A 25,022-nucleotide genomic window follows, 5' to 3' on the forward strand; every position below is an offset into this window, starting at 1 on the left:
CGTGGGGCGGGGAGAAGGGGCAGGCGCGGCAGGGTTTTGGAATTTGGGGTGAGGGCCCGGTGTGCCGGGTCTTCGAAGGAGACGGGTTGATGGCGTTGGGGCGTTTTTGTTGGGTGATGGCGCTCGTTTGCACTTGGTTGAGCGCCTCGGTCGGGCCCTCGCATGCGGCGAAGGACAATACCCCGCAGACCACCAGCGGCTTGCCGGTGCCGCGCTATGTCAGCCTCAAATCGGATCACGTGAACGTCCGCGCCGGCCCGACCAAGGACAATGACGTCGCCTGGGTCTACACCCGCGCCGGCCTGCCGGTCGAAATTACCGCCGAGTTCGAGAACTGGCGCCGGGTGCGCGATTCCGAAGGCGCCGAGGGCTGGGTCTATCATTCCCTGCTGTCGGGCCGCCGCACCGCGGTCGTCACCATGAAGCACAAGGACGATCTCGCTCCGATCTATGACCGGCCCGATCCCGACAGCGCGGTTGCGGCCAAGCTCCAGGCCGGCGTCGTCACCCAGGTCAAGAAATGCGCCGCAGGCTGGTGCCGCGTCATCGGTAATGGATTCGACGGCTGGATCCAGCAGGAGCGCCTCTGGGGCGTCTATTCGGACGAGCAGGTCAACTGACGCCGTCGGGCGGCGGAGCAATCTGCCGCCCCAACGTCATGCCCGGGCTTGTCCCGGGCATCCACGCTCTTCTGACTAGTCCCAAAACGTGCATGGCCGGGACATAGGCGAGCGCAAGCGACGCCGTCCCTTTGGACGGCTATGCCCGGCCATGACGACCAAATCAGTGATGCAGGATTAGCTCAGCGCTTCTTGCGCAGGCGCACGACCATGTCGATGCGGGAGATCTCGTAGCCCTCGGGCACCTCCGGCATCTTGGACAGCGCCAGATGCGGATCCTCGATGTCGACCAGCTCGTGGCTGTTCTCGAGATAATAGTGGTGGTGGGTGGTGACGTTGGTGTCGAAATAGGTCTTGGTGCCGTCGACGCTGACCTGGCGCAGCAGGCCGGCATCGGTGAGCTGGTTCAGCGTGTTGTAGACGGTCGCCAGCGACACCGGGACCTTGGCGAGGGTGGCTTCCTCGTAGAGCATTTCAGCCGTGAGGTGGCGTGCGCCCTTGCCGAACAGCAGCCAGCCCAGCGCCATGCGCTGGCGCGTCGGCCGCAACCCCGCGGACTGCAGCATTTCGTTGACGTCGTGCCAGGGACACCCGGTCAGGGCCGGCTGGCGGCCGGACAGGAGGGCCGCGGCATGGTCGTCGTCGTGTTGGGACGCGGTATTCTCGTTCATTTCCAAGATTTCGGGCACGCGTGAACAATATCTCCCTGTAACATAAGAAGAGAAAGATGCAGATGCAAGTTTCTCGCAACTAGAGACGTTCTAATTAGGCTCGGAACCGGTTGGGGGAGCCCGTCATTTTACCTTCATCTCTGCGCTTTGCTACCCGAAATGGCCTGTGTTAGAGAGCGCGCGGTTCCGCTTAGCCGATTTTGGCGCAGCCGGGCATGGAGGCCCGGTTGGCAATCCATGCGAAGCTTGCGCAAGTCGCGGCCGGCGGTGGCGATTGGCGGTCCGATCGAGACGGGCCCATTTTCGCCAGGAACGCCGCTCAATCGGGATTTGAACAGAGGCTCGTGAATGCTGAACAGGCGCAACGGTTACGACTATGAAGATCTGCTGGCCTGTGCCCGCGGCGAGATGTTCGGCCCAGGCAACGCCCAGCTGCCGCTGCCGCCGATGCTGATGTTCGACCGCATCACCGACATCAACGACAATGGCGGTGAGTTCGGCAAGGGTCTGGTGCGCGCCGAGCTCGACGTGAAGCCCGACCTCTGGTTCTTCGGCTGCCATTTCAAGAACGATCCGGTCATGCCCGGCTGCCTCGGACTCGATGCGCTGTGGCAGATGGTCGGCTTCTACCTCGGCTGGAGCGGGGGGGAAGGCCGCGGCCGGGCGCTTGGCCTGAGCGAGCTGAAGTTCGGCGGCCAGGTGCTGACCGACGCCCGCAAGGTTGTGTACAACGTCGATATCAAGCGCGTGATGCGTTCGAAGCTCGTGCTCGGCATCGCCGACGGGTGGCTTTCGGTCGATGACCAGATTATCTATCGCGCCAAGGATCTGAAGGTCGGCCTGTTCAAGCAGGGCACGAGCCTGGGCTGAGCGCATCACTAAGAAGACAACGATTGAGGCGAGGCTGTCATGAGGCGGGTTGTGGTCACCGGGATGGGCATCGTCTCGTCGATCGGAAACAACACCCAGGAAGTGCTTGCGAGCCTTCACGAGGCGAAGTCGGGCATTTCGCGGGCTGAGAAATATGCCGAGCTCGGCTTCCGTTCGCAGGTGCAAGGCGAGCCGTCGCTCGATCCGTCGACGGTGGTCGACCGCCGCGCGATGCGCTTCCTCGGCCAGGGCGCGGCGTGGAATCACATCGCGATGGAGCAGGCGATCCAGGATTCCGGCCTGTCGCCCGACGAGGTCTCCAACATCCGTACCGGCATCATCATGGGCTCCGGCGGCCCCTCGGCGCGCACCATCGTCGAAGCCGCCGACATCACCCGCTCCAAGGGACCGAAGCGCGTCGGCCCGTTTGCGGTGCCGAAGGCGATGTCCTCCACGGCGTCCGCGACGCTCGCGACCTGGTTCAAGATCAAGGGCGTGAACTATTCGATCTCATCGGCCTGCGCGACCTCGAACCATTGCGTCGGCAATGCCTATGAGACCATCCAGATCGGCAAGCAGGACGTCATCTTCGCCGGCGGCTGCGAGGAGCTGGACTGGTCACTGTCGGTGCTGTTCGACGCCATGGGCGCGATGTCCTCGAAGTACAACGACACGCCGGCCACGGCCTCGCGTCCCTACGATCTCAATCGCGACGGCTTCGTCATCGCCGGCGGCGCCGGCGTGTTGGTGCTGGAAGAGCTCGAGCATGCCAAGGCGCGCGGCGCACGCATCTATGGCGAGGTGGTCGGTTATGGCGCGACCTCTGATGGCCACGACATGGTGGCGCCGTCGGGCGAAGGCGCCGAGCGCTGCATGCGCATGGCGATGTCGACGGTGAAGACCAAGGTCGACTACATCAACCCGCACGCGACCTCGACGCCGGCCGGCGATCCGCCGGAGATAGAGGCGATCCGCAAAGTATTCGGCGTCGGCGAGAAGTGCCCGCCGATCTCGGCGACCAAGGCGCTGACCGGCCATTCGCTCGGCGCCACCGGCGTGCAGGAAGCGATCTATTCGCTGCTGATGATGAACAACGGCTTCATCTGCGAGAGCGCGCACATCCAGGAGCTCGACCCCGTGTTCGCCGACATGCCGATCGTGCGCAAGCGCATCGACAACGCCAAGATCGGCACCGTGCTGTCGAACTCCTTCGGCTTCGGCGGCACCAACGCCACGCTGGTGTTCAGCCGGCTGGATGCGTGATCTCTGACTTTGTCATGCCCCGCGAAGGCGGGGCATCCAGTACGCCGCGGCTTCTCTATTTATCACGACGGTCTCTGGAATACTGGATCGCCCGCCTGCGCGGGCGATGACGTCGAAAATAGGAGCGATGGCGGCAATGGAAGCTTTGATGAAAGGCAAGCGCGGTCTGATCATGGGCATCGCCAATGATCATTCCATCGCCTGGGGCATGGCGCGGACGCTTCATGCCCATGGCGCCGAGCTTGCCTTCACCTTCCAGGGCGAGGCGCTCGGCAAGCGCGTCAAGCCGCTGGCGGAGCAGCTCGGCGTCGATCTGGTGCTGCCTTGCGACGTCGAGGACATCGCCAGCGTCGATGCCACCTTCGCGGTGCTCCGCGAAAAGTGGGGCAAGCTCGACTTCGTGATCCACGCGATCGGCTTTGCCGACAAGAACGAGCTGAAGGGCCGCTATGCCGACACCAGCCGCGAGAATTTCTCGCGCACCATGGTGATCTCCTGCTTCTCGTTCACGGAGGTCGCAAAACGCGCCGCCGAGCTGATGACGGAGGGGGGCAGCATGATCACGCTGACCTTCGGCGCCTCAGAGCGCGCGATGCCGAACTACAACGTGATGGGCGTGGCCAAGGCGGCGCTGGAGGCCTCCGTGCGCTATCTCGCCGCCGATTTCGGACCGCGCGGCATCCGCGTCAACGCGATCTCCGCCGGCCCCATCCGCACGCTCGCCGGCTCCGGCATCGGCGAGGCGCGGGCGATGTTCGCCTTCATGCAGAAGCATTCGCCGCTGCGCCGCGGCGTCACGCTCGACGACCTCGGCGGCTCGGCGCTATATCTGTTGTCGGATCTCTCCGGCGGGGTGACCGGCGAAGTCCATTATGTGGATTCCGGCTACAACGTCATCCTGATGCCGCGGCCGGATGATCTGAAGTCATCGGAATAGCTTCGTAGCCTGGATGGAGCGCAGCGAAATCCGGGACGGGCTCATCCGCGGATGCGATTGCCCCGGATTGCGCTGCGCTCCATCCGGGCTACTGCAGCTACTTCGCTTTGCCTACCCTACGAGAGCTTGCTTAACCCGCCGCGATCTTCTCCGCGCGCTGGAACGCCGGCCGCGCCGTGCAGCGCGCGAGGTAGGCGTCGAACGCGGGGCGCGACGGCACCATCTTGAACAGGCGCACCGCGAAATTCAGGCCGGAGCCGATGACGACGTCGGCTGCGGAAAATTCCCCGCCGAGAATCCACGGGCCCTTCTCGAGCGCGGCCTCCAGCACGTCGAACACCTGCGTCGCGCTGCCCCACGCCGCGGTCGAGGTCGGGATCTCGATCTTGGTGAAGATCTGGATAATGGCGGGCTCGATGCAGCCCGGCGAGAAGAACAGCCATTGCAGGTAGCGCGCCCGGCGCGGATCGGTCAGGGCTGGCGCGAGCTTGGTTTCGGGATAGCGGTCGGCGATGTAGGCGCAGATCGCCGCGGCTTCGGCGAGCGCGGCATCGCCGTCGGTCAGCGCCGGCACCTTGCCCATCGGATTGATCTTCAGATAGTCCGGCGCTTTCTGCGCGCCTGTCGAGATGTCGGTCAGCACGCGCTCATAGGGCAGGCCGCTCTCTTCCATCAGCCAGAGCGTCGTGAACGAGCGCGAGCGGGGCGACCAATAGAGTTTGATCATGGCGGCGAACCTTTATTGCTGGAGCAGCTGAGGTAGCGTTTTGTCGAGACTCGTCGTCAGCAGCGTGCGGACACCATCGCGCAGCGCTTGGTTGCCCGCCACCTCGTTGGCAGACGCCGGAAAGGCCGTCTCATCCAATTCCTTGTTGGGGCCGCTGATCGGGTTGATCCCGATCAAGCGTGATATCATGGGTTCGGCATCCGTTGACGCCGCGCCTTTCTTGACGACCTCGAACGACTGTCCGCCGTACACGGTGATATAGGTCAGCGCGAACAGGAAAGTGCGTCGCTTGATGGGATTGCCCCACTTCACGATGCCAAATCCTTCGACCGATTGATTCGTGTTGCTGAAGCCGTTCTGAAATCTCTCGACCAGGACATAGAGCTGACATTTGGTGCCTGCCGCGCTCTGCTGAACGAATTCCTGCCGCTCCTGGTTTCGTCTCAGCATCGGCGATCCGGATCCGCCGGCCTGCGTCCAGGCGCTCGGTGAATAAGCGAGGCGCTTGACAGATTTGCCGGCCGCGGCCGCGCGAACCCGCGACATGACGATGTCATCAAGTCCCCAGCCATCGATCGCGACGGGCACGTACTCGTTGCCAAACATGGTGAAGCCAACCTGCTGAACACCGAACCGGTTGCCGACGACGGAAATGAGACCAATCCCGCACGGTCCTGCATCCGCAGCGGCAGCCTGTTTGGAGCTCGGGGCGGCTTTGGGCGTGGTGCTCTTGGCTGGCCGAGCCGGCGATGGAGCGGATTGGGCCGCCGCGCCGGCGATGAGCCCTAACAGAAAGATCGTAGTCAAGCAGATGCGAAACATGGGACGGCTGATGCGGGTTGCGGCTTCCAGGATATTCTCATCGACGAGAGACATCTACTAGTGCGCGCCGATGACAACCGCAAGGTGAAGACCCGCTCGTCCTACCCGCCGCCTGGCCGTTGCCGCTTCCACCGATAACACTTCATCACGAACCCGTTCGACGGCTCGATCTCTTCCTTCTCGAGCACAAAGCCCTCGCGCTCGTACCAGCGCCAGGCCTTTTCGTTCTCGCGGACGCAGCGCAGATACATCTCGTCGGGCATTTGCGTGCGCGTGAAGGCGAGCAATTTCCGGCCGAGCGATCGGCCCTGATAGGCGGGCGCGACGAACAGCATGTCGAGATAGAGCTTCGGCAAATGCAGCGCGAGCATCGCTCCGATCGTGCCGCGATCGTCGGCGACGAACAGGCTCCAGCCGTTCTCGATCTCGCGCTTGATGCGCGCACGCAAATTGGCCAGCAGGAAGTCGCTGGCTTCGCCGAGCCCGGTCGAGACCCAGCTCTCCATCCAGACGCGGCCGATCTCATCGTATTCGTCGGAGCGGGCGAGGCGGATGACCGGATGCGACATGAGCCAGTCAAGCCTTCTGGCCGCGCAGGGATTGCCGCGCGCGCACCTTGCCCGCGGACAGGCACACCACCTCGGAGATCTGCAGCAGCTGCCGCGACAGCGGGCTGGTCTTGCGCCAGACCATGCCGATGGTTCGCGACGGCTCGGGGTCGCGGAAGCGCGCCAGCGAGACCGAGGCGGAGCGCGTCTCCACCGGCACCGCCATCTCCGGGATCAACGTGACGCCGATGCCGGCGCTGACCATCTGCACCAGCGTCGATAGCGAGTTCGCATCGAGCATCTCGCGCGGCGGCGCGGCCTGCATGTTGCAGAAGGAGAGCGCCTGGTCGCGGAAACAGTGCCCTTCCTCGAGCAGCAGAAGCCGCATCTCGCGCATCATCTCGCGCGACGGCACCGGCGTGCCTTCATCGGCGCCCGGCCGCACCAGCAGAAACTTCTCCTCGAACAGCGCGACCTCGGTGAGCGAGGGCTCCGACACCGGCAGCGCCACGATGGCGGTGTCGAGCCGGCCCTCCACCAGCTCCTGGATCAGCCGCGGCGTCATGGTCTCGCGCACGCGGATGTCGAGCTCCGGGTGCATGCGCGTGAGGTTCTTGGTGATCTTGGGCAGCAAATAGGGCGCGATGGTCGGGATCATGCCGATGCGCAGGCGGCCGGCGAAGCGGTCCTGCGAAGCGCGCGCGAAATCGCCGAGCTCGTCGACCGAGCGCAGGATGTCGCGGACCCGTTGCGCCAGCTCCTCGCCGAACCGGGTCAGCGCGACCTGGCGCGCGCTGCGCTCCAGCAACAGGCCGCCGAGCGTCTCCTCCAGTTCCTTGATCTGCATCGACAGCGCCGGCTGCGAGATCGAGCAGGCCTCGGCGGCACGGCCGAAATGGCCGTGGCGCGCCAGCGCATCGAAATACCGGAGCTGGCGCAGCGTCAGATTGATCATCAGAAAATCCTATCGCAGCGATCACTAAAGTCAACTTCCCCTGATAGGACGCGACGCTTAGAGTGGTTCTACCTGGCCAAGGGCGCGAGTTCGACGCCGCCAGAGGAGGTATTCATGGACGACACTTCGAAGTGCCCGTTTTCGGGCGGAAAACCCACGCGCTCAAACCGCGATTGGTGGCCGACGCAGCTCAACATCGAGGTGCTGCACAAGAATTCCGACAAGTCCGATCCGATGGACAAGGACTTCGATTACGCCAAGGAGTTCAAGTCGCTCGACCTGAACGCGGTCATCAAGGACCTGACCGCGTTGATGACGGATTCTCAGGAATGGTGGCCGGCCGACTTCGGCCACTATGGCGGCCTCATGATCCGCATGGCCTGGCACAGCGCCGGCACCTATCGCACCACCGACGGCCGCGGCGGCGCCGGCGCCGGTCAGCAGCGTTTCGCCCCGCTCAACAGCTGGCCCGACAACGCCAATCTCGACAAGGCGCGCCGTCTGCTCTGGCCGATCAAGCAGAAATACGGCCAGAAGATTTCCTGGGCCGACCTGATGGTGCTCGCCGGCAACGTCGCGCTCGAATCGATGGGCTTCAAGACCTTTGGTTTCGCCGGCGGTCGCGTCGACGTCTGGGAGCCGGAAGAGCTCTATTGGGGGCCGGAAGGCACCTGGCTCGGTGATGAGCGCTACAGCGGCGAGCGCCAGCTCGCCGAGCCGCTCGGCGCGGTGCAGATGGGCCTCATCTACGTCAATCCGGAAGGCCCGAACGGCAAGCCGGATCCGGTCGCCGCGGCCAAGGACATCCGCGAGACCTTCGCCCGCATGGCGATGAACGACGAGGAGACCGTCGCGCTGATCGCTGGCGGCCACAGCTTCGGCAAGACCCATGGCGCCGGCGATCCCTCGCTGGTCGGTCCAGAACCGGAAGCCGGTGCGCTTGAAGACCAGGGCCTCGGCTGGAAGAGCAAGCATGGGGCGGGCCACTCCGCCGACTCCATCACCAGCGGTCTGGAAGTGACCTGGACGAAGACGCCGACGAAGTGGAGCAACAACTTCTTCGAAAATCTCTTCAACTTCGAATGGGAGCTGACGAAGAGCCCGGCCGGCGCTCAGCAATGGACCGCCAAGAACGCCGAAGCGATCATTCCGGACGCGTTCGATCCGTCGAAGAAGCATCGGCCGACCATGCTGACGACCGACCTCTCGCTGCGCTTCGATCCCGCATATGAGAAGATCTCGCGTCGCTTCCTGGAGAACCCGGATCAGTTCGCGGACGCCTTCGCCCGTGCCTGGTTCAAGCTCACCCATCGCGACATGGGTCCGATCCAGCGCTATCTCGGCCCGCTGGTGCCGAAGGAGACGCTGATCTGGCAGGATCCGATCCCCGCCGTGAACCACGAGCTGGTCAGTGAGCAGGACATCGCGGCCCTCAAGTCGAAGATCCTGGCCTCGGGCCTGACGGTGCCGGAGTTGGTCTCGACGGCCTGGGCCTCGGCCTCGACGTTCCGCGGCTCGGACAAGCGCGGCGGCGCCAACGGTGCGCGCATCCGCCTTGCTCCGCAGAAGGACTGGGAGGTCAACGAGCCGGCTCAGCTCGCCAAGGTGCTCGGCAAGCTCGAAGCGATCCAGAAGGACTTCAACGCCTCATCCGGCGCCAAGAAGGTCTCGCTCGCCGACCTGATCGTGCTCGGCGGCACCGCCGCCGTCGAGAAGGCTGCCAAGGATGCCGGCGTCGACGTCAAGGTCGGCTTCACGCCGGGCCGCATGGATGCTTCGCAGGAGCAGACCGATGCGGCCTCCTTCGCCCCGCTGGAGCCGCGAGCCGATGGCTTCCGCAACTACATCGGCAAGCGGCATCAGTTCATGCAGCCCGAAGAGGCCCTCGTCGACCGCGCCCAGCTGCTGCGGCTGACCGGTCCGGAGATGACGGTGCTGGTCGGTGGCCTGCGTGTGCTCGGCGCCAATGCCGGCGGGTTGAAGCACGGCGTCTTCACCTCGAAGGTGGGAACGCTAAGCAACGACTATTTCGTCAACCTGCTCGACATGAGCACGCAGTGGGCACCGCCCGGTGCGGACGGCGTCTACGAAGGCCGCGACCGCAAGACCAACACCGTCAAGTGGACCGCAACGCGCGTCGATCTGATCTTCGGCTCGCACTCGCAGCTTCGCGCCTTCGCCGAGGTCTATGCCACCTCGGACTCCAAGGAGAAGTTCGTGAAGGACTTTGCGAAAGCCTGGACCAAGGTGATGAACCTCGACCGCTACGACATCGCGGCGCGATCCTGATCGGGGGCCCGCAAACAAAAGGGCGGCCGAGAGGCCGCCCTTTTTTCATCATCCCGGATCGGCGTTACACGTCGAGTGTGCCGGCCTTCGCGGCAGCGTAGCGCTCGCCCACCGCCTTCCAGTTCACCGTATTCCACCATGCCTTGAGATAATCGGCGCGCCGGTTCTGGTAGTTCAGATAGTAGGCGTGCTCCCAGACGTCATTGCCGAGCAGCGCCCGCTTGCCGTCCATCATCGGATTGTCCTGGTTGGGTCGCGTTTCGATGGCGAGCTTGCCATCCTTGCTGACAGTCACGAACACCCAGCCCGAGCCGAAGACCCGTCCGCCGGCAGCGTTGAAGTCGGCTTGCAATTTCTCCATGCCACCGAGATCGCTGTCGATCGCGGCGAGCAGGGCGCCTTCCGGCTTGCCGCCGTTCGGTCCCATGATCTGCCAGAACATCGTGTGGTTGGCGTGGCCTCCCATGTTGTTGCGGACGCCGGTGCGGATCGCGTCGGGTACGGCGCCGAGATTGCCGAGCACCTCGCCGACCGGCTTTCCAGCGATCTGCGGATTGTCCTTCGCGAAATTGTTCAGGTTGGTAATGAACGCCTGGTGATGGCGGCCGTGATGAATCTCCATCGTCTTGGCATCGATATGCGGTTCCAACGCGTTCGGCGGATAGGCCAGCGGATCGAGTTTGAACGGCCCTGTGGGCGCCATGGCCGCCTGCGCAAACGCCAAGCGCGGGGCAGCGGCGGCCGCAACGAGGCCGGTGGCTGCGAACATGAGACGGCGCCGGGATATGGATGACATCTGGTTCTCCTGTCTGGGACGATCCGCTGAGTGAAGCGTATGGCGGTAGACGTAGATACGCGGTTGCAGCCACTGCGGGTTTCGAACGAAGTGGCTGTGATGGTGCGACGGAATCGCGCATGGCGTTCGACGAAGCAGGTAGCAAACGGCCAAAAAAAGAAGGGCGGCCTTTCGGCCGCCCTTGGTGTTCAGATGTTCCGAGAGGTTACTCGCCGGCGGCTTCGCGCGGGGCCTTTTCGCCCTCGGCGGCCTTCTCCTTGCCCTCGAGATCCTCACCGGTGGTCTGGTCGACCACCTTCATCGACAGGCGGGTCTTGCCGCGATCGTCGAAGCCGAGCAGCTTGACCTTGACCTTGTCGCCTTCCTTGACGACGTCGGAGGTCTTCTGCACGCGGTTGGCCGCGAGCTGGCTGATGTGGACGAGACCATCCTTGGAACCGAAGAAGTTCACGAAGGCGCCGAACTCCATCACCTTGACGACAGTGCCGTCATAGATCTGGCCGACTTCCGGATCGGACGCGATCGACTTGATCCACTTGATCGCCGCCTTCATCGCCTCGCCGTCGCTGGAGGCGACCTTCACGGTGCCGTCATCCTCGATGTTGACCTTGGCGCCGGTCTTCTCGACGATCTCGCGGATCACCTTGCCGCCGGTGCCGATCACCTCGCGGATCTTGTCGGTGGCGATCTTGAAGGTCTCGATGCGCGGCGCATATTCGCCCAGCTCGGCGCGGGCCGCGGTGAGGGCCTTGGCCATCTCGCCGAGGATATGGATGCGGCCGTCCTTGGCCTGAGCCAGCGCGACCTTCATGATCTCTTCGGTGATGCCCTCGATCTTGATGTCCATCTGGAGCGAGGTGATGCCCGCTTCCGTGCCGGCGACCTTGAAGTCCATGTCGCCGAGATGGTCCTCGTCGCCGAGGATGTCCGAGAGAACCGCAAAGCGCTTGTCTTCGAGGATCAGGCCCATCGCGATGCCCGCGGTCGGCCGCTTCAGCGGCACGCCCGCATCCATCAGCGCCAGCGAGGCGCCGCAGACCGAAGCCATCGAGGACGAGCCGTTGGACTCGGTGATCTCCGAGACCACACGCGTGGTGTAGGGGAATTCATGGTGCGGCGGCAGCACCGGACGAATCGCGCGCCAGGCCAGCTTGCCGTGGCCGATCTCGCGGCGCTTGGTGCCGCCGAGGCGGCCGGTCTCGCCGACCGAATAGGGCGGGAAGTTGTAGTGCAGCAGGAACGTTTCCTTGTACGTCCCGGACAGCGCGTCGATGTACTGCTCGTCCTCGCCGGTGCCGAGCGTGGTCACGACCATCGCCTGGGTCTCGCCGCGGGTGAACAGCGCCGAGCCGTGGGCGCGGGGCAGCACGCCGACCTCGGCGACGATGTTGCGCACCGTCTTGCTGTCGCGGCCGTCGATGCGCTTGCCGGTATCGAGGATATTCCAGCGAACGATCTTGGCCTCGAGCTCCTTGAACACGCCGGCGACACGGAGCTTGTCGTATTTCGGCTCCTGGCCCTCCGGGAAGTAGTGGGCCATCACCTTTTCCTTGACGACGCCGACGGCGGCATAACGCTGCTGCTTGATCGGAATCGCATAGGCGGCGCGCAGCTCCTGCTCGACCAGGCCGAGCATCTCCTTCTCGAGCGCGGCGTTGTCGATGACGGTGACTTCGCGCGGCTCCTTGGCGGCCTTCTCGGCGAGCTCGATGATCGCGTTGATGACAGGCTGGAAGTGGCGGTGACCAAACATCACCGCGCCGAGCATGATGTCTTCGTTCAGTTCCTTGGCTTCCGATTCCACCATCAGCACGGCGTCGGCAGTGCCGGCGACGACGAGGTCGAGCTGGGTGTCGACCATCTCGTCGAGCGTCGGATTGAGAATGAACTCGTCGTTGGCGAAGCCGACGCGGGCCGCGCCGATCGGGCCCTTGAACGGCACGCCGGACAGCGTCAGCGCCGCGGAGGCCGCGACCATCGCCACGACGTCGGGATCGTTCTCCATGTCGTGCGACAGCACGGTGACGATCACCTGGGTCTCGTTACGCCAGCCGTCGACGAACAGCGGGCGGATCGGTCGGTCGATCAGGCGGGAGACCAGCGTCTCCTTCTCGGTCGGACGGCCCTCGCGCTTGAAATAGCCGCCGGGAATGCGGCCCGCAGCGTAGGCCTTTTCCTGGTAATCGACGGTCAGCGGCAGGAAGTCGACGCCCTCGCGCGGCGCCTTCGCCGCGACGACGGTGGCGAGCACCACGGTCTCGCCATAGGTGGCGACGACGGCGCCGTCGGCCTGGCGGGCGATCTTGCCGGTTTCGAGCTTGAGTGGGCGTCCGCCCCAGTCGATCTCGACTGAATGCTTATTGAACATAGAGGTCTTCTTTCATGGGTTCTCGAAAGAAGGGACGGCTCTCGAAAAACAAAAACCATGCGCAAGATGGCGGGACGCTGATCGGAGCGGATGATCAGCGTCCTGCGATCCTGCCATGGTTTTTGGATGTCGGATGGCGTCCATCCTTTCGGGTCATACGGGCGCCTTGCCCGTTGTGCCCAGCCGCCGGATTGCTGCTGGACTGTCAGTCGGCACGAATGCAAACACCGAAACTTCGATCTTCGCTCATCATGCCCGGACGCGAATCAACAATCCGCATCCGACGCGCACGCAACCTCGATCAAAAAGCTTAAAAACAAGCGCTTTCGTTCGAAACCACGCGCGAAAACGCGCGCCGGTGGCGCGCGCAGGAACTCTTAACGACGAATATTGTGCTTCTCGAGCAGCGCCTTGTACCGCGCCTCGTCCTTCTTCTTGAGATAGTCGAGGAGCGAGCGGCGGGTCGAGACCAGCTTCAAGAGGCCGCGACGCGAATGGTTGTCCTTCACGTGGGTCTTGAAATGGTTGGTGAGGTTGTTGATGCGTTCCGACAGGATCGCGACCTGAACCTCGGGCGAGCCGGTGTCGCCGGCCTTGGTGGCATTCGTCTTGATGACTTCCGCTTTGCGTTCTGCGGCAATCGACATCGTCAATTTCTCTCGTTGCGACCGGGGCTGGCAGTCAGGCCGGTCAGGTTGAACACACGCTTGGGGATGATTTCGCCATTGCCAACTTCGGCAAGCGCCAAAAGACGGCCTGCCACCGTGACATAGACTGTGCCGCTACAAGTGGGCGCATCCCGTCCGCGCAACAAAACGGCCTGGCCCCGATGGAGCCTTGCCGCATCAGCCCGAGTGACGGCCAGTGCCGGGATGTCGTCCAGCGCGGTCTCAACGGGCAAAAGCGCGTCGGCGAGGCTGCCCTCGCCGGACGCGGCTCTATCGCACAAAGCCTCCAACTGATCCAGCGGAATCATGTCGTTTTCGCCAAATGGGCCGACCAGGGTCCGCCTCAGCGCGCAGATATGGCCGTAAGTGCCGAGAATCCGGCCCATATCGCGGGCGAGCGCCCGCACATAGGTGCCCTTGCCGCATTCGGCCTCGAACACGGCCCGGTCGTTATCTGGTTGATCGACAAGGGTTAAATGGTGAATCTCGACCGGGCGGGGCGCCAGTTCCACAACCTCGCCGTCGCGGGCGAGATCATAGGCGCGCTCGCCCTGGACCTTGATCGCCGAATAGCGCGGCGGGATCTGCTCGATCACCCCGGTGAAGCGGGGCAGCAGGGCCAGGATGGCCTCCCGGCTCGGGCGCTGGTCCGAGGTCGCGGTCACCCGGCCCTCGATGTCGTCGGTGTCGCGCTCCTCGCCCCAGCAGACCGTGAAGCGGTAGCGCTTGCGGCCGTCCATCACGAAGGGGACGGTCTTGGTGGCTTCCCCGAGCGCGACCGGCAAGCCCCCCGAGGCGAGCGGATCGAGCGTGCCGGCGTGTCCGGCGCGCTTGGCGTTGAACAGGCGCTTGAGCACGGCGACGGCCTGCGTCGAGGTCATGCCGATCGGCTTGTCGAGCACGACCCAGCCATGGACGTCGCGGCGGTCGCGGCGGACCTGGTTGCCCTTCTGCTGCTTGGCGCGCGGATCGTTGTTGACGCGGCGCGGCTCCTGATGCGGCTGCGAATTGCCGCCCATCTCCGCGAAATCGTTGGTCTGCGCGTCGCGCTGATCGGTGTCGTTGCCGCCGATCGTGCCGTGAGCGGGGTCCATGGTCATTGCTCTTCTTCCCGATCCGAATGCGGATCCTGTTCCAAATCCTTCTGCACCGCAGGCGTTCGCAAAAGCTTCTCGATCCGTTCCGCTTCGTCGAATCGTTCGTCGACGCGGAAGCGAATGTCAGGTGCAAATTTCAGGTTAACGCGCCGCGCGACCTCGCCGCGCAAGAACTTCTTGTTGCGCTCGAGCGCAGCGATGACGATCTCGGTGTCGCGGCCACCGAGCGGCATCACGTAGACCGTCGCGAGCTTCAGGTCGGGCGACATCCGCACCTCCGGCACGGTGATGATGTGACCTTCGAGGTCGGCATCATGCACATTGCCTTGCGCCAGAATATCGGCCATCGCGTGGCGAACCTGCTCGCCGACGCGCAGCTGACGCTGCGAGCCGCCGGGCGCGGAACTCTTCTTCTGATGATGCCGTGGCATTTTCGAAAATCACCTCGTCATGCCCGCGTCCTGCGACACGGGCATTGTCATTTGTCCTGTTGAAACGAAGAGGGGGTGGATGGCCGGAAACATCCGGCCATCGCACTCCCGCAATCTCAGTTCAAAAAGATCCGAACGCTTCGGTAAGATTTGGACTTACAGGGAGCGCTGGATCGTCTCCACGCGATAACACTCGATCACGTCACCGGCACGCATGTCGTGGTAGTTCTCGAAGGCCATGCCGCATTCCTGGCCGGACTGGACTTCCTTCACTTCGTCCTTGAAGCGCTTCAGCGTCGACAGCTTGCCTTCGTGCACGACGACGTTGTCGCGGATGAGGCGCACATTGGCGCCGCGTTCCACGGTGCCGTCGGTGACGCGGCAGCCGGCGACCTTGCCGACCTTGGAGATGTTGAAGATCTCCAGGATCTCGGCATTGCCCAGCATGGTTTCGCGCAAGGTCGGCGCGAGCAGACCGCTCATCGCCTTCTTCACGTCGTCCACGAGGTCGTAGATGATGTTGTAGTAGCGGATCTCAATGCCGTTGCGCTTGGCGGCCGCAGCGGCCTCCTTGTTGGCGCGAACCGAGAAGCCGATGATCGCGGCGTTGAAGCCTTCGGCCAGCGTCACGTCGGATTCCGAGATGCCGCCGACGCCGGCATGCAGGATGCGGGCGGCGACCTCGTCGGTGCCGAGCTTCTCCAGCGAGCCGAGGATGGCTTCCAGCGAGCCCTGCACGTCGGCCTTGACGATCAGCGGGAATTCCTTGCGGCCCGCCGTCTTCAATTGCGACATCATCTGCTCGAGCGAGCCGCGCATGCCGGAGATCGAGGCTGCCGCGTTCTCGCGCTTCTGGTGCGCGCGGTAGCTGGTGACCTGGCGGGCGCGGGCTTCGTTCTCGACCACCGCGAGACGATCGCCGGCCTCGGGCGGGCCGTTGAAGCCGAGCACCTCGACCGGCACCGAGGGGCCGGCCTCCTGCACGGTCTCGCCCTGATCGGAGATCAGCGCGCGGACGCGGCCCATTTCGGCACCGGCGACGATGATGTCGCCGACGCGAAGAGTGCCGCGCTGGACCAGCACGGTCGCGACCGGACCACGGCCGCGATCGAGCTTGGCCTCGATCACGGTGCCTTCGGCCGGACGCTCCGAATTGGTCTTGAGGTCGAGGATTTCGGCCTGCAGCGCGATCATCTCGAGCAGCTTGTCGAGATTGGTCTTGTTCTTGGCGGACACCTCGACGTCGACGACTTCGCCGCCGAAGGATTCCACCTGCACCTCGTGCTGGAGCAGCTCGGTGCGCACGCGCTCGGGCTTGGCATCGGGCTTGTCGATCTTGTTGATGGCAACGATGATCGGCACGCCGGCCGCCTTGGCGTGATTGATGGCTTCGACCGTCTGCGGCATCACGCCGTCATCGGCCGCGACCACCAGCACGACGATGTCGGTGACCTTGGCGCCGCGGGCGCGCATCGCGGTGAACGCTGCGTGGCCGGGCGTGTCGATGAACGTGATCTTCTTGCCGGTTTCAGGCGATGTCACCTGATAGGCGCCGATGTGCTGGGTGATGCCGCCGGCTTCGCCGGAGACCACGTTGGCGTGACGGAGCGCGTCGAGCAGCGAGGTCTTGCCGTGGTCGACGTGACCCATGACGGTCACCACGGGCGAACGGGTCTCGGTGTCGGTCGAATCGTCGGTCGCGTCGAACAGACCTTCTTCAACGTCGGAGGCGGCAACGCGCTTGACGGTGTGGCCGAGCTCTTCGGCAATCAGCTGCGCGGTGTCGGCGTCGATCACGTCGGTGATCTTGTGCATCGCGCCCTGCTTCATCAGCATGCGGATGACGTCGACCGCGCGCTCGGACATGCGGTTGGCGAGTTCCTGGATGGTGATCGCTTCCGGAATGACCACTTCGCGGATGAGCTTTTCCTTGGGCTCGTTCGAGGCGTGGCCCTTCAGGCGCTGGGTGCGGCGGCGGAACGAGGCGATCGAGCGCTCGCGCACCTCATCGGCATTGAGCGCGGTGACGACGGTCAGGCGGCCGCGCTCCTTCTGCGGGCCGGGCTTGTGGGTGGGCTTGGGGGCTACCACGGGACGCGCGGCGCCGCCGGGACCGCGGCGGATCTGGCGCGGCGCCTCGTCGTCGTCAGCTTCGGCCGCAACGGCGGGGCCGCGGCCAGCCGGTCCACCCGGACGCTGCGCGGTCGTGGTTGCAGGGCGCGCCGTCGTGGTTCCCGGACGTGCTGTGGTGGTGGTCCCAGGCCGGGACGCAGGCGCACCGGGGCGCGGTGCGGAGGCGGCCGGTGCCGCGGCGGCGGGACGCGGTGCGGACGGCTGCTCGCCTTCGCCAAAACGCTTCTTGGCCTCGGTCTCGGCCTTCCGCTTGGCTTCGTCCTCGTGACGGTGGCGCTCTTCCTCGGCCTTGCGGCGGGATTCGGCGGCTTCGCGCTCGGCGCGCTCGGCAGCCTCACGGGCGGCGCGGCGCTGGGCCTCTTCCTCGGCCTGGCGGCGTTCCTCGACCTCGCGCAGCTTGGCGTCGGCGAGCGCGCTGGCACGGGCCGAACGCTCATCCTCGGTGAGGGTGCGAAGCACCACGCCGGAACCGGCGTTGCGCGGCGGGGGCGGAGCCGGACGCGGCGGCGCGGCGGGTGCGGCCGGCGCCGGCTTTGCCGTCACCTCGGGCGCGTGCGGCTCGGGTCCATCGCCAATGCGGCGCTTGCCGCGCTTCTCGACCACGACCTGCTTGCTGCGGCCATGGCTGAAGCTCTGGCGCACGGTGCCCGTTTCGACGCGCGGCTTGAGCGATAGCGTCTTGCTCGGAACGCTCAGCTTCTTGTCGCCAGGGGTCTTGGTATCAACCATTCAGCAGTCCTAATCCTGATTTATCAGTGTTGTGCGTTGCCGCACCATCCAATCGGGTCGTCGTTGTCTCTCAGAAATCCTGGCCGGGTTTTTCGGCAGTCTTGTCGTCGTCCGCCATCCGGTATCGGACCAGGATCTGGCTACGTGACAGGAATGACTTGCTCGCCGGGCCCGCGAGCAGGGCAGCATGTATCACATTTGACCGGGTCAGTGCCAAATCCAATTCTACCGATTTCAGAGCGGTGACGACGGGAATCTGCGCCTTAGCACCGCGATTCCCGGCATTCTGACGCGCCAGCATGTCCAATTTGCGGATTCCGTCCGCGGCCCCGTCGCTGGCATGGATCAGGACCTCGACCGTTCCTTCCCGGAGGGCGCTCTCGACCTTGCCGAAGCCGGCCACGACCTGACCCGCCTTGGCGGCGATCCCAAGGGCTTCGGTCACGCTCCGGACCAGGAGCGCCTCGATGTCGGTGGGAAGCGTCTGAGGGATGCGCAGCTCGCGCTTGAAGGCCTTGCTAAATTGGTGACGCCGCACCGCTTCCGCAACCGTCTTGCGGGAGGCGGTGAGCCACATCCCGCGGCCGGGCAGCTTGCGCTTGAGATCGGGAACTATTTGTCCGTCAGGCGATGCAACGAAGCGGATCAGCTCGTCGATCGGCCGGACCTCGCGGCTGACCGCGCACATGCGCATGGTCGCGGACCTTTCGGTCCGCGGGCCATGGTCAAGTTCGAGGTCGGAATCTGCAAGCATCCGGGCGACATTCTCCTTTGCCCTTAAGCCGGCTGATCTTCGGTCGCCTCGGCCTCCTCGGTGGGCTTGGCGAGATCGGCCTCGGTGATCCAGCCGGCCTTGACGCGGGCCTGCATGATCATCGCTTCGGCGTCGTCACGGGAGATGTCGATGCCGTCGAGCGCGCCGGCGTGCTTGGTCGGCTCGCTGCCTTCCTTGCGCTCGGTCCAGCCGACCAGATCGTCGGTGGCGCAGCCGGCGAGGTCCTCGACGCTCTTGATGTCGTTCTCGCCGAACTTCACCAGCATCTTCGAGGTCACGCCGGGCACGTCCTTGAGCGCGTCCTCGACGCCGAGCTCCTTGCGCCTCGCCTCGAGCTCGGCTTCCTGCTGCTCCAGATATTCGCGGGCGCGATTCTGCAGCTCCTGCGCGGTCTCCTCGTCGAAGCCCTCGATGCCGGCGAGCTCCTTGACGTCCACCATCGCGAGCTCCTCGACCGAGGTGAAGCCCTCGGACGCCAGCAGCTGGCCGACCACTTCGTCGACGTTGAGCGATTCCATGAAGACGCGGGTCGAGTTCTCGAAGTCGGCCTGGCGGCGCTCCGATTCCTCCTGCTCGGTCAGGATGTCGATATCCCAGCCGGTGAGCTGCGAGGCCAAGCGCACGTTCTGGCCGCGGCGGCCGATCGCGAGCGAGAGCTGGTTGTTGGTGTCGGGCACCACGACCTCGATGCGCTCGCGGTCCTCGTCGATCACGACCTTGGAGACTTCCGCCGGCGCCAGCGCGTTGACCACGAAGGTCGCGATGTCGGGCGACCATGGAATGATATCGATCTTCTCGCCCTGCAGCTCGTTGACCACGGCCTGCACGCGCGAGCCGCGCATGCCGACGCAGGCGCCGACCGGATCGACCGAGGAATCGCGGGAAATCACGCCGATTTTCGCACGCGAGCCCGGATCGCGGGCCACCGCCTTGATCTCGACGATGCCGTCATAGATCTCCGGCACTTCCTGCGCGAACAGCTTCGCCATGAACTGCGGATGGGTGCGGGAGAGGAAGATCTGCGGGCCTCTCGTCTCGCGGCGGACGTCGAAGATGTAGGCGCGAACGCGGTCGCCGTTGCGGAATACTTCGCGCGGCAGCATCTCGTCGCGGCGGATGATGGCTTCGCCGCGGCCGAGATCGACGATCACGCTGCCATATTCGACGCGCTTGACGACGCCATTGACGATGTCGCCGATGCGGTCCTTGAATTCCTGGTACTGCCGGTCGCGCTCGGCCTCGCGCACCTTCTGCACGATGACCTGCTTGGCCGATTGCGCGGCGATGCGGCCATATTCCAGCGGCGGCAGGGTGTCGGCGATGGTGTCGCCGACCTGGGCGCCGGGATTGGCGCGCTGCGCGTCCACCAGCGAGATCTGGTTGGAGTGATTCTCGACCTTGTCGACCACCAGCATGTGGCGCGACAGCCGCAGCTCGCCCTTCTTCGGGTCGATCTCGGCATGAACGTCAGTCTCGCTGCCGTAACGTGCGCGCGCCGCCTTGGCGATGGCGTCCTCCATCGCCGCGATGACGATGCCGCGGTCGATCGACTTTTCGCGTGCGACGGCGTCGGCGATCTGAAGCAATTCGAGTCGGTTGGCGCTGACTGCCATGGCTAGTCTCCTTGGTCAGGCTCGATCTCGCCGCGCCGCGCGCGTTCGGCGGCAAGGCGATGTTTCTTCGTGTTGGTTGGGGCCGGCTTCTTCTTCGGCTTGGTGTTCTTGGTGATCTTCGCACTGATCTCCGCGTGCGGTGCAGCCGGCGGCTCCAGTCCGAGATCCCTGCGCATCTTGCGCTCCTCGGCCTTGCCGCGGCGCATGGATTCGGCGATCAGCTCGTCGGTCAGCACCAGCCGGGCCTCGCCGATATCCTCCATGGTCAGGAGAACGTCGGCATCGTCGCCAGCCTTGGCATCGTCGCGATGCAGATGCACGCGGTCGCCTTCGACCGCGCCGAGCGTGCCGCGGAAGCGCTTGCGCCCCTCATGCGCGACCGCCATCTCGATCTTCACCAGGTGCCCGGAATAGCGCTCGAAATCGGAGCGGCGCACCAGCGGGCGGTCGATTCCCGGCGAGGAGATCTCGAGCCGATAGGCGCGGTCGATGGGATCGGCGACGTCGAGCACGGGCGACAGGGCCCGCGAGATCGCCTCGCAATCCTCGATCTGCATCGAGCCGTCCGGCCGCTCGGCCATGATCTGCACGGTGCAGCCGGCCTCGCCGGAAATGCGGATCCGGACCAGGCGGTAGCCCATGCCCTGGAGCACGGGACCTGCCACCGCGGACACCCGTGCCGCGACGCCGGGCTCGACCACGAGCCGCGGCTCGGCCAGCAATTCGGCATCCGTGGAACCAGGGTTCGGTTCGGTCATGTCCAGGGTCAGAGCGCTCGTTGGTTAAGGCTTGGGTTAAGGCTTGGTTACGATTTCAAAGCCCGCTTCGGAACTTTCCCGACAACGCGTCGGGCGCATCTCCCGCCGAGCCGCGTTCAGGTAATAAAAAAGAGCGGGTCCTTGCGGGCCCACTCTCACTACGCGGATCGTATGAGAAGATGAATTGGCGCTGATATAGCGCTTTCTTAACCCCCGGACAAGGCCCATTGCAGCGGGAACGGGGCCTTTTTGCGCCCGTCGGACCCTGCGCAACGCTTCCTTCATCAAGCAGGCCTAGATTTCCCGATTGTGGGGCGGCTTGGACCAAGGGCGCACCCGCGGCGTGCCCCGTTCGAGTTGCGTTTTCATGACCGTTGCCACGTCGCTCATTCCTGGACTGGACGATATCGTCAAGCGCGGCGATCCGCGCCGCCGCGGCGAGATCGCGCGTGCCATCTCCCAATTGTTCTTCCGGGATGCGGACAAGCTCCGCCCCGAGTTGATCGATCTGTTCGACAATCTCCTGATCGATCTCGTGCCCCATGCCGAGCTGGCATCGCGCGTCGATCTGTCCGAGCGCTTCTCGCGTCTGAACAACGCGCCGCCGCACCTCGTCAATCAGCTCGCGCGCGAAAACGAGATCGCGGTCGCCGGCCCCGTGCTGCGCCGCTCACCAGTGCTCGACGACGCGGCACTGGTCGAGATCGCGCGCTTGAAGGGCCAGGGCCATCTGCTGGCGATGACCGAGCGTCCCGCTTTGTCGCCCGTCGTCACCGACGTGCTGGTCGAGCGCGGCGATCGCGACGTGGTGCGCCGTGCCGCAGCCAATGCCGGTGCAGTGTTCTCGCCCGGAAGCTATTCCGAGCTGATCAAGCGCGCGGCGCAGGACGGGGTGCTGACGCTGAGGATCGGCCAGCGCAACGACCTTTCCGGGGAGCACCTGAAGCAGCTGCTCGACGGGACGCTCGACGTCATCCGCCGTCGCCTCTCCACCGTGGTTAATCCCGCGCGCCAGGCCGAGATCAAGCGCGCGATCGCGGCGATCGAGGAGGCCGCATTGCCGCCGGGTCCGCGCCGCGACTACTCCGCGGCACAGCACACCGTGCTGACCTTGCGGCGCGAGGGCCATCTCGGCGAGAGCGCGCTGCTCGGCTTCGCCAAGGCGCACAAATACGAGGAATCGGTCGCCGCGCTGTCGGCGATGTCGGGCGTTCGCCTCCAGGTCCTCGACCGCCTGTTCGCAGGCGACCGCTACGATCCGCTTCTGATCCTCGGCCGCGTGCTGAGCCTCGGCTGGCCCACGGTGCGCGCGCTCATCCTGCTCTGGTACGGCTCGAACCGCACGCCGGCCGATGCCGATATCGAGGCCGCGCGTCTGAACTTCACGCGCCTGATGCCGGCCACCGCCGAACGCGTCGTGAATTTCTGGCGCAACCGGCAGACGATCTAGCGTCCCACTCCGTCATTGCGAGCGAAGCGAAGCAATCCAGAACGCGTTCCGCGAAAACGCTCTGGATTGCTTCGTCGCCAGCGCAAATTGCCTTGCAATTTGTCGCGGGCTCCTCGCAATGATGGCTAACCCACCCGCCTGAACCGCAGATAAGCCGCCTTGCGTCCCTCGCGCGCGGCCTTTCGGCCGTAGCGCGTCATGGTGTAGCCCGGCCATGGAAGCCGGAAATCGTCGGCGCGTTCGGCCAGCCAGACGAAGTCCTGCGAGCGCGCAAGATGCGCCAGTGTCCAGGCGCAGTAATCGTCGATGTCGCAGACGAAGCGGAATTCGCCGCCTCGCTTGAGCACGCGCGCCATCGCGGCAATGGTGCGGTCCTGGACGAAGCGCCGCTTCCAGTGTCGCCGCTTCGGCCAGGGATCGGGATGGATCAGGTCGATCCGCGACAGCGACTCCTTGGGAAGCCAAGCCAAGAGCTCGGCGGCATCGCCCGCGAACAGGCGGATGTTGCCGATGTTGGCCGCCTCGATCTGCGCGAGGATCTTGGCCATGCCGTTGACATAGGGCTCACAGCCGATGAAGCCGGTGGTGGGGAAGTTCTGTGCCTCGGCCGCGAGATGCTCGCCGCCGCCGAAGCCGATCTCGAGCCTGACGTCGTCGGCTGCGGGATCGAAGATGTCGCGGGCGTCCGCCGGCGCCTCACCGTCGATATCGAGGGCAAGATGCGGCAGCAGCTGCTCGATCAAGCCGGCCTGGTGTTGCCTCAGCTTGTGGCCCTTGCGGCGCCCGAAGAAGGCGCGCTCGCTGTCGTCGCGGTCGGGGCTTGATTTACGTTCGCTCATCGCAGCGTCTGATAAAGCCGATGGAGCAGCCGCGCGCGTGGGGCCAGCGAGGAGACATAGAGCTGCTCATAATGGGTGTGTGCACCCTTGCCGTCGACGCCGAGCCCGTCGAGCGTTGCGGTGAAGGGAGCGGTGAAATTGCCGTCCGAGCCGCCGCCGGTGTGGGTGTCGATCAGCTCGAAGCCGATCTCGCCGGCGAGCGTCTTGGCATGCTCGTACAGCGAAGCTCCCGCATTGCTCTTCTCGTAAGGCGGCCGGTTGAGCTCGCCCGTGACCGTGACGGTGACGCCATCGGTCTTCGAGGTCAAAGAGAGAATTTTGCCGACGAACTCGTCCGCGTCCTTGAGGCTCACGACGCGCAGATCGACTTCGGCATAGGCCTCCTCGGGCGTGACGTTGGGGCGCGTGCCGCCGCGCACCACGCCGACATTGACGGTCACGCCGCGCGCAACATCGTTCATTCCTTCCAGCGCCAGGATGACGTTGCCGAGTTCGCGGACGGCGCTGCGGCCGTCTTCGGGCCGCGAGCCGGCATGCGCGGGCACGCCCTTGATGAATACCCGGAAGCGTCCGACGCCCTTGCGCCCGGTGACGATCTTGCCGCCGTCGCGCGCCGGCTCGGTCACCAGCACGTATTTGGCGTTGCGCCCTTCCTGCTCGATCAGCGCACGCGAGGTCGGGCTGCCGATCTCCTCGTCGGAGGTGAACAGATGCGTGATGCCGAGCGGCGAGCGATCGCCCGTCGCGCAAAGCGCGCGGAAGGCGTGGTGGGCGATGTAGGCGCCGCCCTTCATGTCGTAGATGCCCGGACCGAACGCGACGTCGCCTTCGACCTTGAACGGCAGGCGCTCGATGAAGCCGATGGGATGGACGGTATCGAGATGGCTCAGCACCAGGATGCCCGGCTGATCCTGCCCCCAATTCGTGCGCGCCACGAGATGATCGCCGCAGCCGTCCGTGCCGGCGATGCGCTCGAGCGTGACGGGCAGGTCGCCGTATTGCTCCGCGACCACGGAGACCAGCTTGTTGACCTGTTCAGGTGCTTCCGTCGGCGTCTCGATCTCCACCCAGCGGCGGATGCCATCGAGAATAGTTTGTGAATCGAACCAATTGGAGCCGGTCATGGACGCATCTGTGCCTTTGAATCGCATCATCGAAGCGGACGCGCATCAAAGCGCGGTCGTAAATGACGACATAGGCCAGATTTGATGCAGTCTCAAATCGCGGGGGACATGAGCTTCAACGCTTGTCCGGACCTTCGCGGGCCGCAATCTGCTCGACGAGATCGACGATCGAGCGGCGCATCTTCGAATCAGTGATTCGCGTGAACGCCTTGGTCAAAGCGAGCCCTTCGGAGGTGGCGAGAAAGTCCGAGACGTAAGAGGGCGAGGCGCCTTCGCTGAAGCCATCCGGACCCGGCACGCCGCTCGGGCCGCCCTCGAACAGGAAGGACACCGGCACCTGCAGAATCTCCGCGATCTGCTGGATGCGGCTTGCGCCAACCCGGTTGGTGCCCTTCTCGTACTTCTGAATCTGCTGGAAAGTCAGGCCCAAAGCTTCACCGAGCTTCTCCTGGCTCATGCCCAACATGATGCGGCGCATGCGCACGCGACTGCCGACATATTTGTCAACAGGGTTGGGCGCTTTCGACATTTCCTCAGCC

Annotated in this window: 23 protein-coding genes; 6 read left to right on the forward strand and 17 right to left on the reverse strand. The window is 64.8% G+C overall.

Annotation, left to right across the window (positions count from 1 at the left end; genetic code table 11):
- Positions 1–89 precede the first annotated feature (89 nt).
- Positions 90–620 (forward strand): SH3 domain-containing protein, encoded by a 531-nt coding sequence (locus I6F20_RS23960; protein WP_036009040.1) that lies wholly within the window; start codon positions 90–92, stop codon positions 618–620.
- Positions 621–802: 182 nt separating this feature from the next.
- On the opposite strand, the gene irrA is transcribed toward I6F20_RS23960, so the two are convergent.
- Positions 803–1,291, reverse strand: a complete 489-nt coding sequence (gene irrA, locus I6F20_RS23965) for an iron response transcriptional regulator IrrA (RefSeq protein ID WP_036009037.1) — start codon at positions 1,289–1,291, stop codon at positions 803–805.
- 348 nt (positions 1,292–1,639) lie between these two features.
- Between irrA and fabA the strand changes: the two genes are divergently transcribed.
- The 3 genes from fabA (at position 1,640) to fabI (ending at position 4,361) form a co-directional block, all read left to right on the forward strand.
- A complete protein-coding gene (fabA, locus tag I6F20_RS23970) occupies positions 1,640–2,161 on the forward strand; it encodes a bifunctional 3-hydroxydecanoyl-ACP dehydratase/trans-2-decenoyl-ACP isomerase (protein WP_036009034.1) in 522 nt (173 codons plus the stop codon).
- Positions 2,162–2,200: 39 nt separating this feature from the next.
- The gene (gene fabB / locus I6F20_RS23975; RefSeq protein ID WP_036024480.1) at positions 2,201–3,424 is read left to right on the forward strand and encodes a beta-ketoacyl-ACP synthase I; all 1,224 of its coding nucleotides are present in this window, start codon (positions 2,201–2,203) and stop codon (positions 3,422–3,424) included.
- A 136-nt stretch (positions 3,425–3,560) separates the two neighbouring features.
- A complete protein-coding gene (gene fabI, locus I6F20_RS23980) occupies positions 3,561–4,361 on the forward strand; it encodes an enoyl-ACP reductase FabI (protein WP_225128065.1) in 801 nt (266 codons plus the stop codon).
- 130 nt (positions 4,362–4,491) lie between these two features.
- Here the strand turns inward: fabI and I6F20_RS23985 are convergent, their stop codons facing one another.
- Genes I6F20_RS23985 through I6F20_RS24000 form a run of 4 tightly spaced genes read right to left on the reverse strand, consistent with a single transcriptional unit; the run spans position 4,492 to position 7,413 of the window.
- The gene (locus tag I6F20_RS23985) at positions 4,492–5,088 is read right to left on the reverse strand and encodes a glutathione S-transferase family protein (protein ID WP_225128066.1); all 597 of its coding nucleotides are present in this window, start codon (positions 5,086–5,088) and stop codon (positions 4,492–4,494) included.
- A gap of 12 nt (positions 5,089–5,100) precedes the next feature.
- Entirely contained in the window at positions 5,101–5,964 is an 864-nt protein-coding gene (locus I6F20_RS23990; RefSeq protein WP_225128067.1) for a hypothetical protein, read from the reverse strand.
- 47 nt (positions 5,965–6,011) lie between these two features.
- Complete coding sequence (locus I6F20_RS23995; protein WP_225128068.1) at positions 6,012–6,479, reverse strand: GNAT family N-acetyltransferase; 468 nt, start codon at positions 6,477–6,479, stop codon at positions 6,012–6,014.
- Between the two features lie 7 nt (positions 6,480–6,486).
- The gene (locus tag I6F20_RS24000) at positions 6,487–7,413 is read right to left on the reverse strand and encodes a hydrogen peroxide-inducible genes activator (RefSeq protein ID WP_036009013.1); all 927 of its coding nucleotides are present in this window, start codon (positions 7,411–7,413) and stop codon (positions 6,487–6,489) included.
- Positions 7,414–7,527: 114 nt separating this feature from the next.
- Here I6F20_RS24000 and katG point away from each other — a divergent pair, with 114 nt between their 5' ends.
- On the forward strand, positions 7,528–9,702 hold the full coding sequence (katG, locus tag I6F20_RS24005) for a catalase/peroxidase HPI (RefSeq protein ID WP_036009010.1): 2,175 nt from the start codon (positions 7,528–7,530) through the stop codon (positions 9,700–9,702).
- 64 nt (positions 9,703–9,766) lie between these two features.
- On the opposite strand, the gene I6F20_RS24010 is transcribed toward katG, so the two are convergent.
- The 9 genes from I6F20_RS24010 to rimP all read right to left on the reverse strand — a co-directional run bounded on the left by I6F20_RS24010 (position 9,767) and on the right by rimP (position 21,070).
- Positions 9,767–10,498, reverse strand: a complete 732-nt coding sequence (locus I6F20_RS24010; protein ID WP_275945398.1) for a superoxide dismutase — start codon at positions 10,496–10,498, stop codon at positions 9,767–9,769.
- Between the two features lie 205 nt (positions 10,499–10,703).
- Positions 10,704–12,866 (reverse strand): polyribonucleotide nucleotidyltransferase, encoded by a 2,163-nt coding sequence (gene pnp, locus I6F20_RS24015; protein ID WP_225128069.1) that lies wholly within the window; start codon positions 12,864–12,866, stop codon positions 10,704–10,706.
- Between the two features lie 377 nt (positions 12,867–13,243).
- The gene (gene rpsO / locus I6F20_RS24020; protein WP_008540131.1) at positions 13,244–13,513 is read right to left on the reverse strand and encodes a 30S ribosomal protein S15; all 270 of its coding nucleotides are present in this window, start codon (positions 13,511–13,513) and stop codon (positions 13,244–13,246) included.
- A gap of 2 nt (positions 13,514–13,515) precedes the next feature.
- Entirely contained in the window at positions 13,516–14,634 is a 1,119-nt protein-coding gene (gene truB, locus I6F20_RS24025) for a tRNA pseudouridine(55) synthase TruB (protein ID WP_225128070.1), read from the reverse strand.
- On the reverse strand, positions 14,631–15,062 hold the full coding sequence (gene rbfA, locus I6F20_RS24030) for a 30S ribosome-binding factor RbfA (RefSeq protein ID WP_036008998.1): 432 nt from the start codon (positions 15,060–15,062) through the stop codon (positions 14,631–14,633). Before rbfA ends, truB begins: the two co-directional genes overlap by 4 nt.
- A gap of 156 nt (positions 15,063–15,218) precedes the next feature.
- Entirely contained in the window at positions 15,219–17,924 is a 2,706-nt protein-coding gene (gene infB / locus I6F20_RS24035; RefSeq protein ID WP_225128072.1) for a translation initiation factor IF-2, read from the reverse strand.
- 70 nt (positions 17,925–17,994) lie between these two features.
- The gene (locus I6F20_RS24040; RefSeq protein ID WP_025032907.1) at positions 17,995–18,678 is read right to left on the reverse strand and encodes an RNA-binding protein; all 684 of its coding nucleotides are present in this window, start codon (positions 18,676–18,678) and stop codon (positions 17,995–17,997) included.
- 23 nt (positions 18,679–18,701) lie between these two features.
- Positions 18,702–20,312, reverse strand: a complete 1,611-nt coding sequence (nusA, locus tag I6F20_RS24045; protein ID WP_036024506.1) for a transcription termination factor NusA — start codon at positions 20,310–20,312, stop codon at positions 18,702–18,704.
- A gap of 2 nt (positions 20,313–20,314) precedes the next feature.
- Positions 20,315–21,070 (reverse strand): ribosome maturation factor RimP, encoded by a 756-nt coding sequence (gene rimP, locus I6F20_RS24050; RefSeq protein WP_225113789.1) that lies wholly within the window; start codon positions 21,068–21,070, stop codon positions 20,315–20,317.
- Positions 21,071–21,437: 367 nt separating this feature from the next.
- Here rimP and I6F20_RS24055 point away from each other — a divergent pair, with 367 nt between their 5' ends.
- Positions 21,438–22,520: a DUF2336 domain-containing protein gene (locus tag I6F20_RS24055; RefSeq protein ID WP_225128074.1), complete on the forward strand. Its 1,083-nt coding sequence runs from the start codon at positions 21,438–21,440 to the stop codon at positions 22,518–22,520.
- Between the two features lie 125 nt (positions 22,521–22,645).
- Here I6F20_RS24055 and trmB read toward each other — a convergent pair whose 3' ends face one another.
- The 3 genes from trmB to I6F20_RS24070 form a co-directional block, all read right to left on the reverse strand.
- On the reverse strand, positions 22,646–23,359 hold the full coding sequence (gene trmB / locus I6F20_RS24060) for a tRNA (guanosine(46)-N7)-methyltransferase TrmB (protein WP_225128076.1): 714 nt from the start codon (positions 23,357–23,359) through the stop codon (positions 22,646–22,648).
- On the reverse strand, positions 23,356–24,513 hold the full coding sequence (locus tag I6F20_RS24065) for a M20 family metallopeptidase (protein ID WP_036024516.1): 1,158 nt from the start codon (positions 24,511–24,513) through the stop codon (positions 23,356–23,358). Before I6F20_RS24065 ends, trmB begins: the two co-directional genes overlap by 4 nt.
- Positions 24,514–24,598: 85 nt before the next feature.
- The gene (locus I6F20_RS24070) at positions 24,599–25,012 is read right to left on the reverse strand and encodes a helix-turn-helix domain-containing protein (protein ID WP_018319423.1); all 414 of its coding nucleotides are present in this window, start codon (positions 25,010–25,012) and stop codon (positions 24,599–24,601) included.
- Positions 25,013–25,022 lie beyond the last annotated feature (10 nt).

It is taken from the genome of Bradyrhizobium sp. IC3123 (genome assembly GCF_020193625.1).
In the GTDB taxonomy this organism is placed as follows: domain Bacteria; phylum Pseudomonadota; class Alphaproteobacteria; order Rhizobiales; family Xanthobacteraceae; genus Bradyrhizobium; species Bradyrhizobium yuanmingense.

What these genes read in the sequence shown, in the direction of transcription:
- I6F20_RS23960 (WP_036009040.1), top strand. Translation starts at nt 90, where the DNA reads ATGGCGTTGGGGCGTTTTTGTTGGGTGATGGCGCTCGTTTGCACTTGG.
- irrA (WP_036009037.1), bottom strand. Translation starts at nt 1,291, where the DNA reads ATGAACGAGAATACCGCGTCCCAACACGACGACGACCATGCCGCGGCC.
- fabA (WP_036009034.1), top strand. Translation starts at nt 1,640, where the DNA reads ATGCTGAACAGGCGCAACGGTTACGACTATGAAGATCTGCTGGCCTGT.
- fabB (WP_036024480.1), top strand. Translation starts at nt 2,201, where the DNA reads ATGAGGCGGGTTGTGGTCACCGGGATGGGCATCGTCTCGTCGATCGGA.
- fabI (WP_225128065.1), top strand. Translation starts at nt 3,561, where the DNA reads ATGGAAGCTTTGATGAAAGGCAAGCGCGGTCTGATCATGGGCATCGCC.
- I6F20_RS23985 (WP_225128066.1), bottom strand. Translation starts at nt 5,088, where the DNA reads ATGATCAAACTCTATTGGTCGCCCCGCTCGCGCTCGTTCACGACGCTC.
- I6F20_RS23990 (WP_225128067.1), bottom strand. Translation starts at nt 5,964, where the DNA reads ATGTCTCTCGTCGATGAGAATATCCTGGAAGCCGCAACCCGCATCAGC.
- I6F20_RS23995 (WP_225128068.1), bottom strand. Translation starts at nt 6,479, where the DNA reads ATGTCGCATCCGGTCATCCGCCTCGCCCGCTCCGACGAATACGATGAG.
- I6F20_RS24000 (WP_036009013.1), bottom strand. Translation starts at nt 7,413, where the DNA reads ATGATCAATCTGACGCTGCGCCAGCTCCGGTATTTCGATGCGCTGGCG.
- katG (WP_036009010.1), top strand. Translation starts at nt 7,528, where the DNA reads ATGGACGACACTTCGAAGTGCCCGTTTTCGGGCGGAAAACCCACGCGC.
- I6F20_RS24010 (WP_275945398.1), bottom strand. Translation starts at nt 10,498, where the DNA reads ATGTCATCCATATCCCGGCGCCGTCTCATGTTCGCAGCCACCGGCCTC.
- pnp (WP_225128069.1), bottom strand. Translation starts at nt 12,866, where the DNA reads ATGTTCAATAAGCATTCAGTCGAGATCGACTGGGGCGGACGCCCACTC.
- rpsO (WP_008540131.1), bottom strand. Translation starts at nt 13,513, where the DNA reads ATGTCGATTGCCGCAGAACGCAAAGCGGAAGTCATCAAGACGAATGCC.
- truB (WP_225128070.1), bottom strand. Translation starts at nt 14,634, where the DNA reads ATGACCATGGACCCCGCTCACGGCACGATCGGCGGCAACGACACCGAT.
- rbfA (WP_036008998.1), bottom strand. Translation starts at nt 15,062, where the DNA reads ATGCCACGGCATCATCAGAAGAAGAGTTCCGCGCCCGGCGGCTCGCAG.
- infB (WP_225128072.1), bottom strand. Translation starts at nt 17,924, where the DNA reads ATGGTTGATACCAAGACCCCTGGCGACAAGAAGCTGAGCGTTCCGAGC.
- I6F20_RS24040 (WP_025032907.1), bottom strand. Translation starts at nt 18,678, where the DNA reads ATGCTTGCAGATTCCGACCTCGAACTTGACCATGGCCCGCGGACCGAA.
- nusA (WP_036024506.1), bottom strand. Translation starts at nt 20,312, where the DNA reads ATGGCAGTCAGCGCCAACCGACTCGAATTGCTTCAGATCGCCGACGCC.
- rimP (WP_225113789.1), bottom strand. Translation starts at nt 21,070, where the DNA reads ATGACCGAACCGAACCCTGGTTCCACGGATGCCGAATTGCTGGCCGAG.
- I6F20_RS24055 (WP_225128074.1), top strand. Translation starts at nt 21,438, where the DNA reads ATGACCGTTGCCACGTCGCTCATTCCTGGACTGGACGATATCGTCAAG.
- trmB (WP_225128076.1), bottom strand. Translation starts at nt 23,359, where the DNA reads ATGAGCGAACGTAAATCAAGCCCCGACCGCGACGACAGCGAGCGCGCC.
- I6F20_RS24065 (WP_036024516.1), bottom strand. Translation starts at nt 24,513, where the DNA reads ATGATGCGATTCAAAGGCACAGATGCGTCCATGACCGGCTCCAATTGG.
- I6F20_RS24070 (WP_018319423.1), bottom strand. Translation starts at nt 25,012, where the DNA reads ATGTCGAAAGCGCCCAACCCTGTTGACAAATATGTCGGCAGTCGCGTG.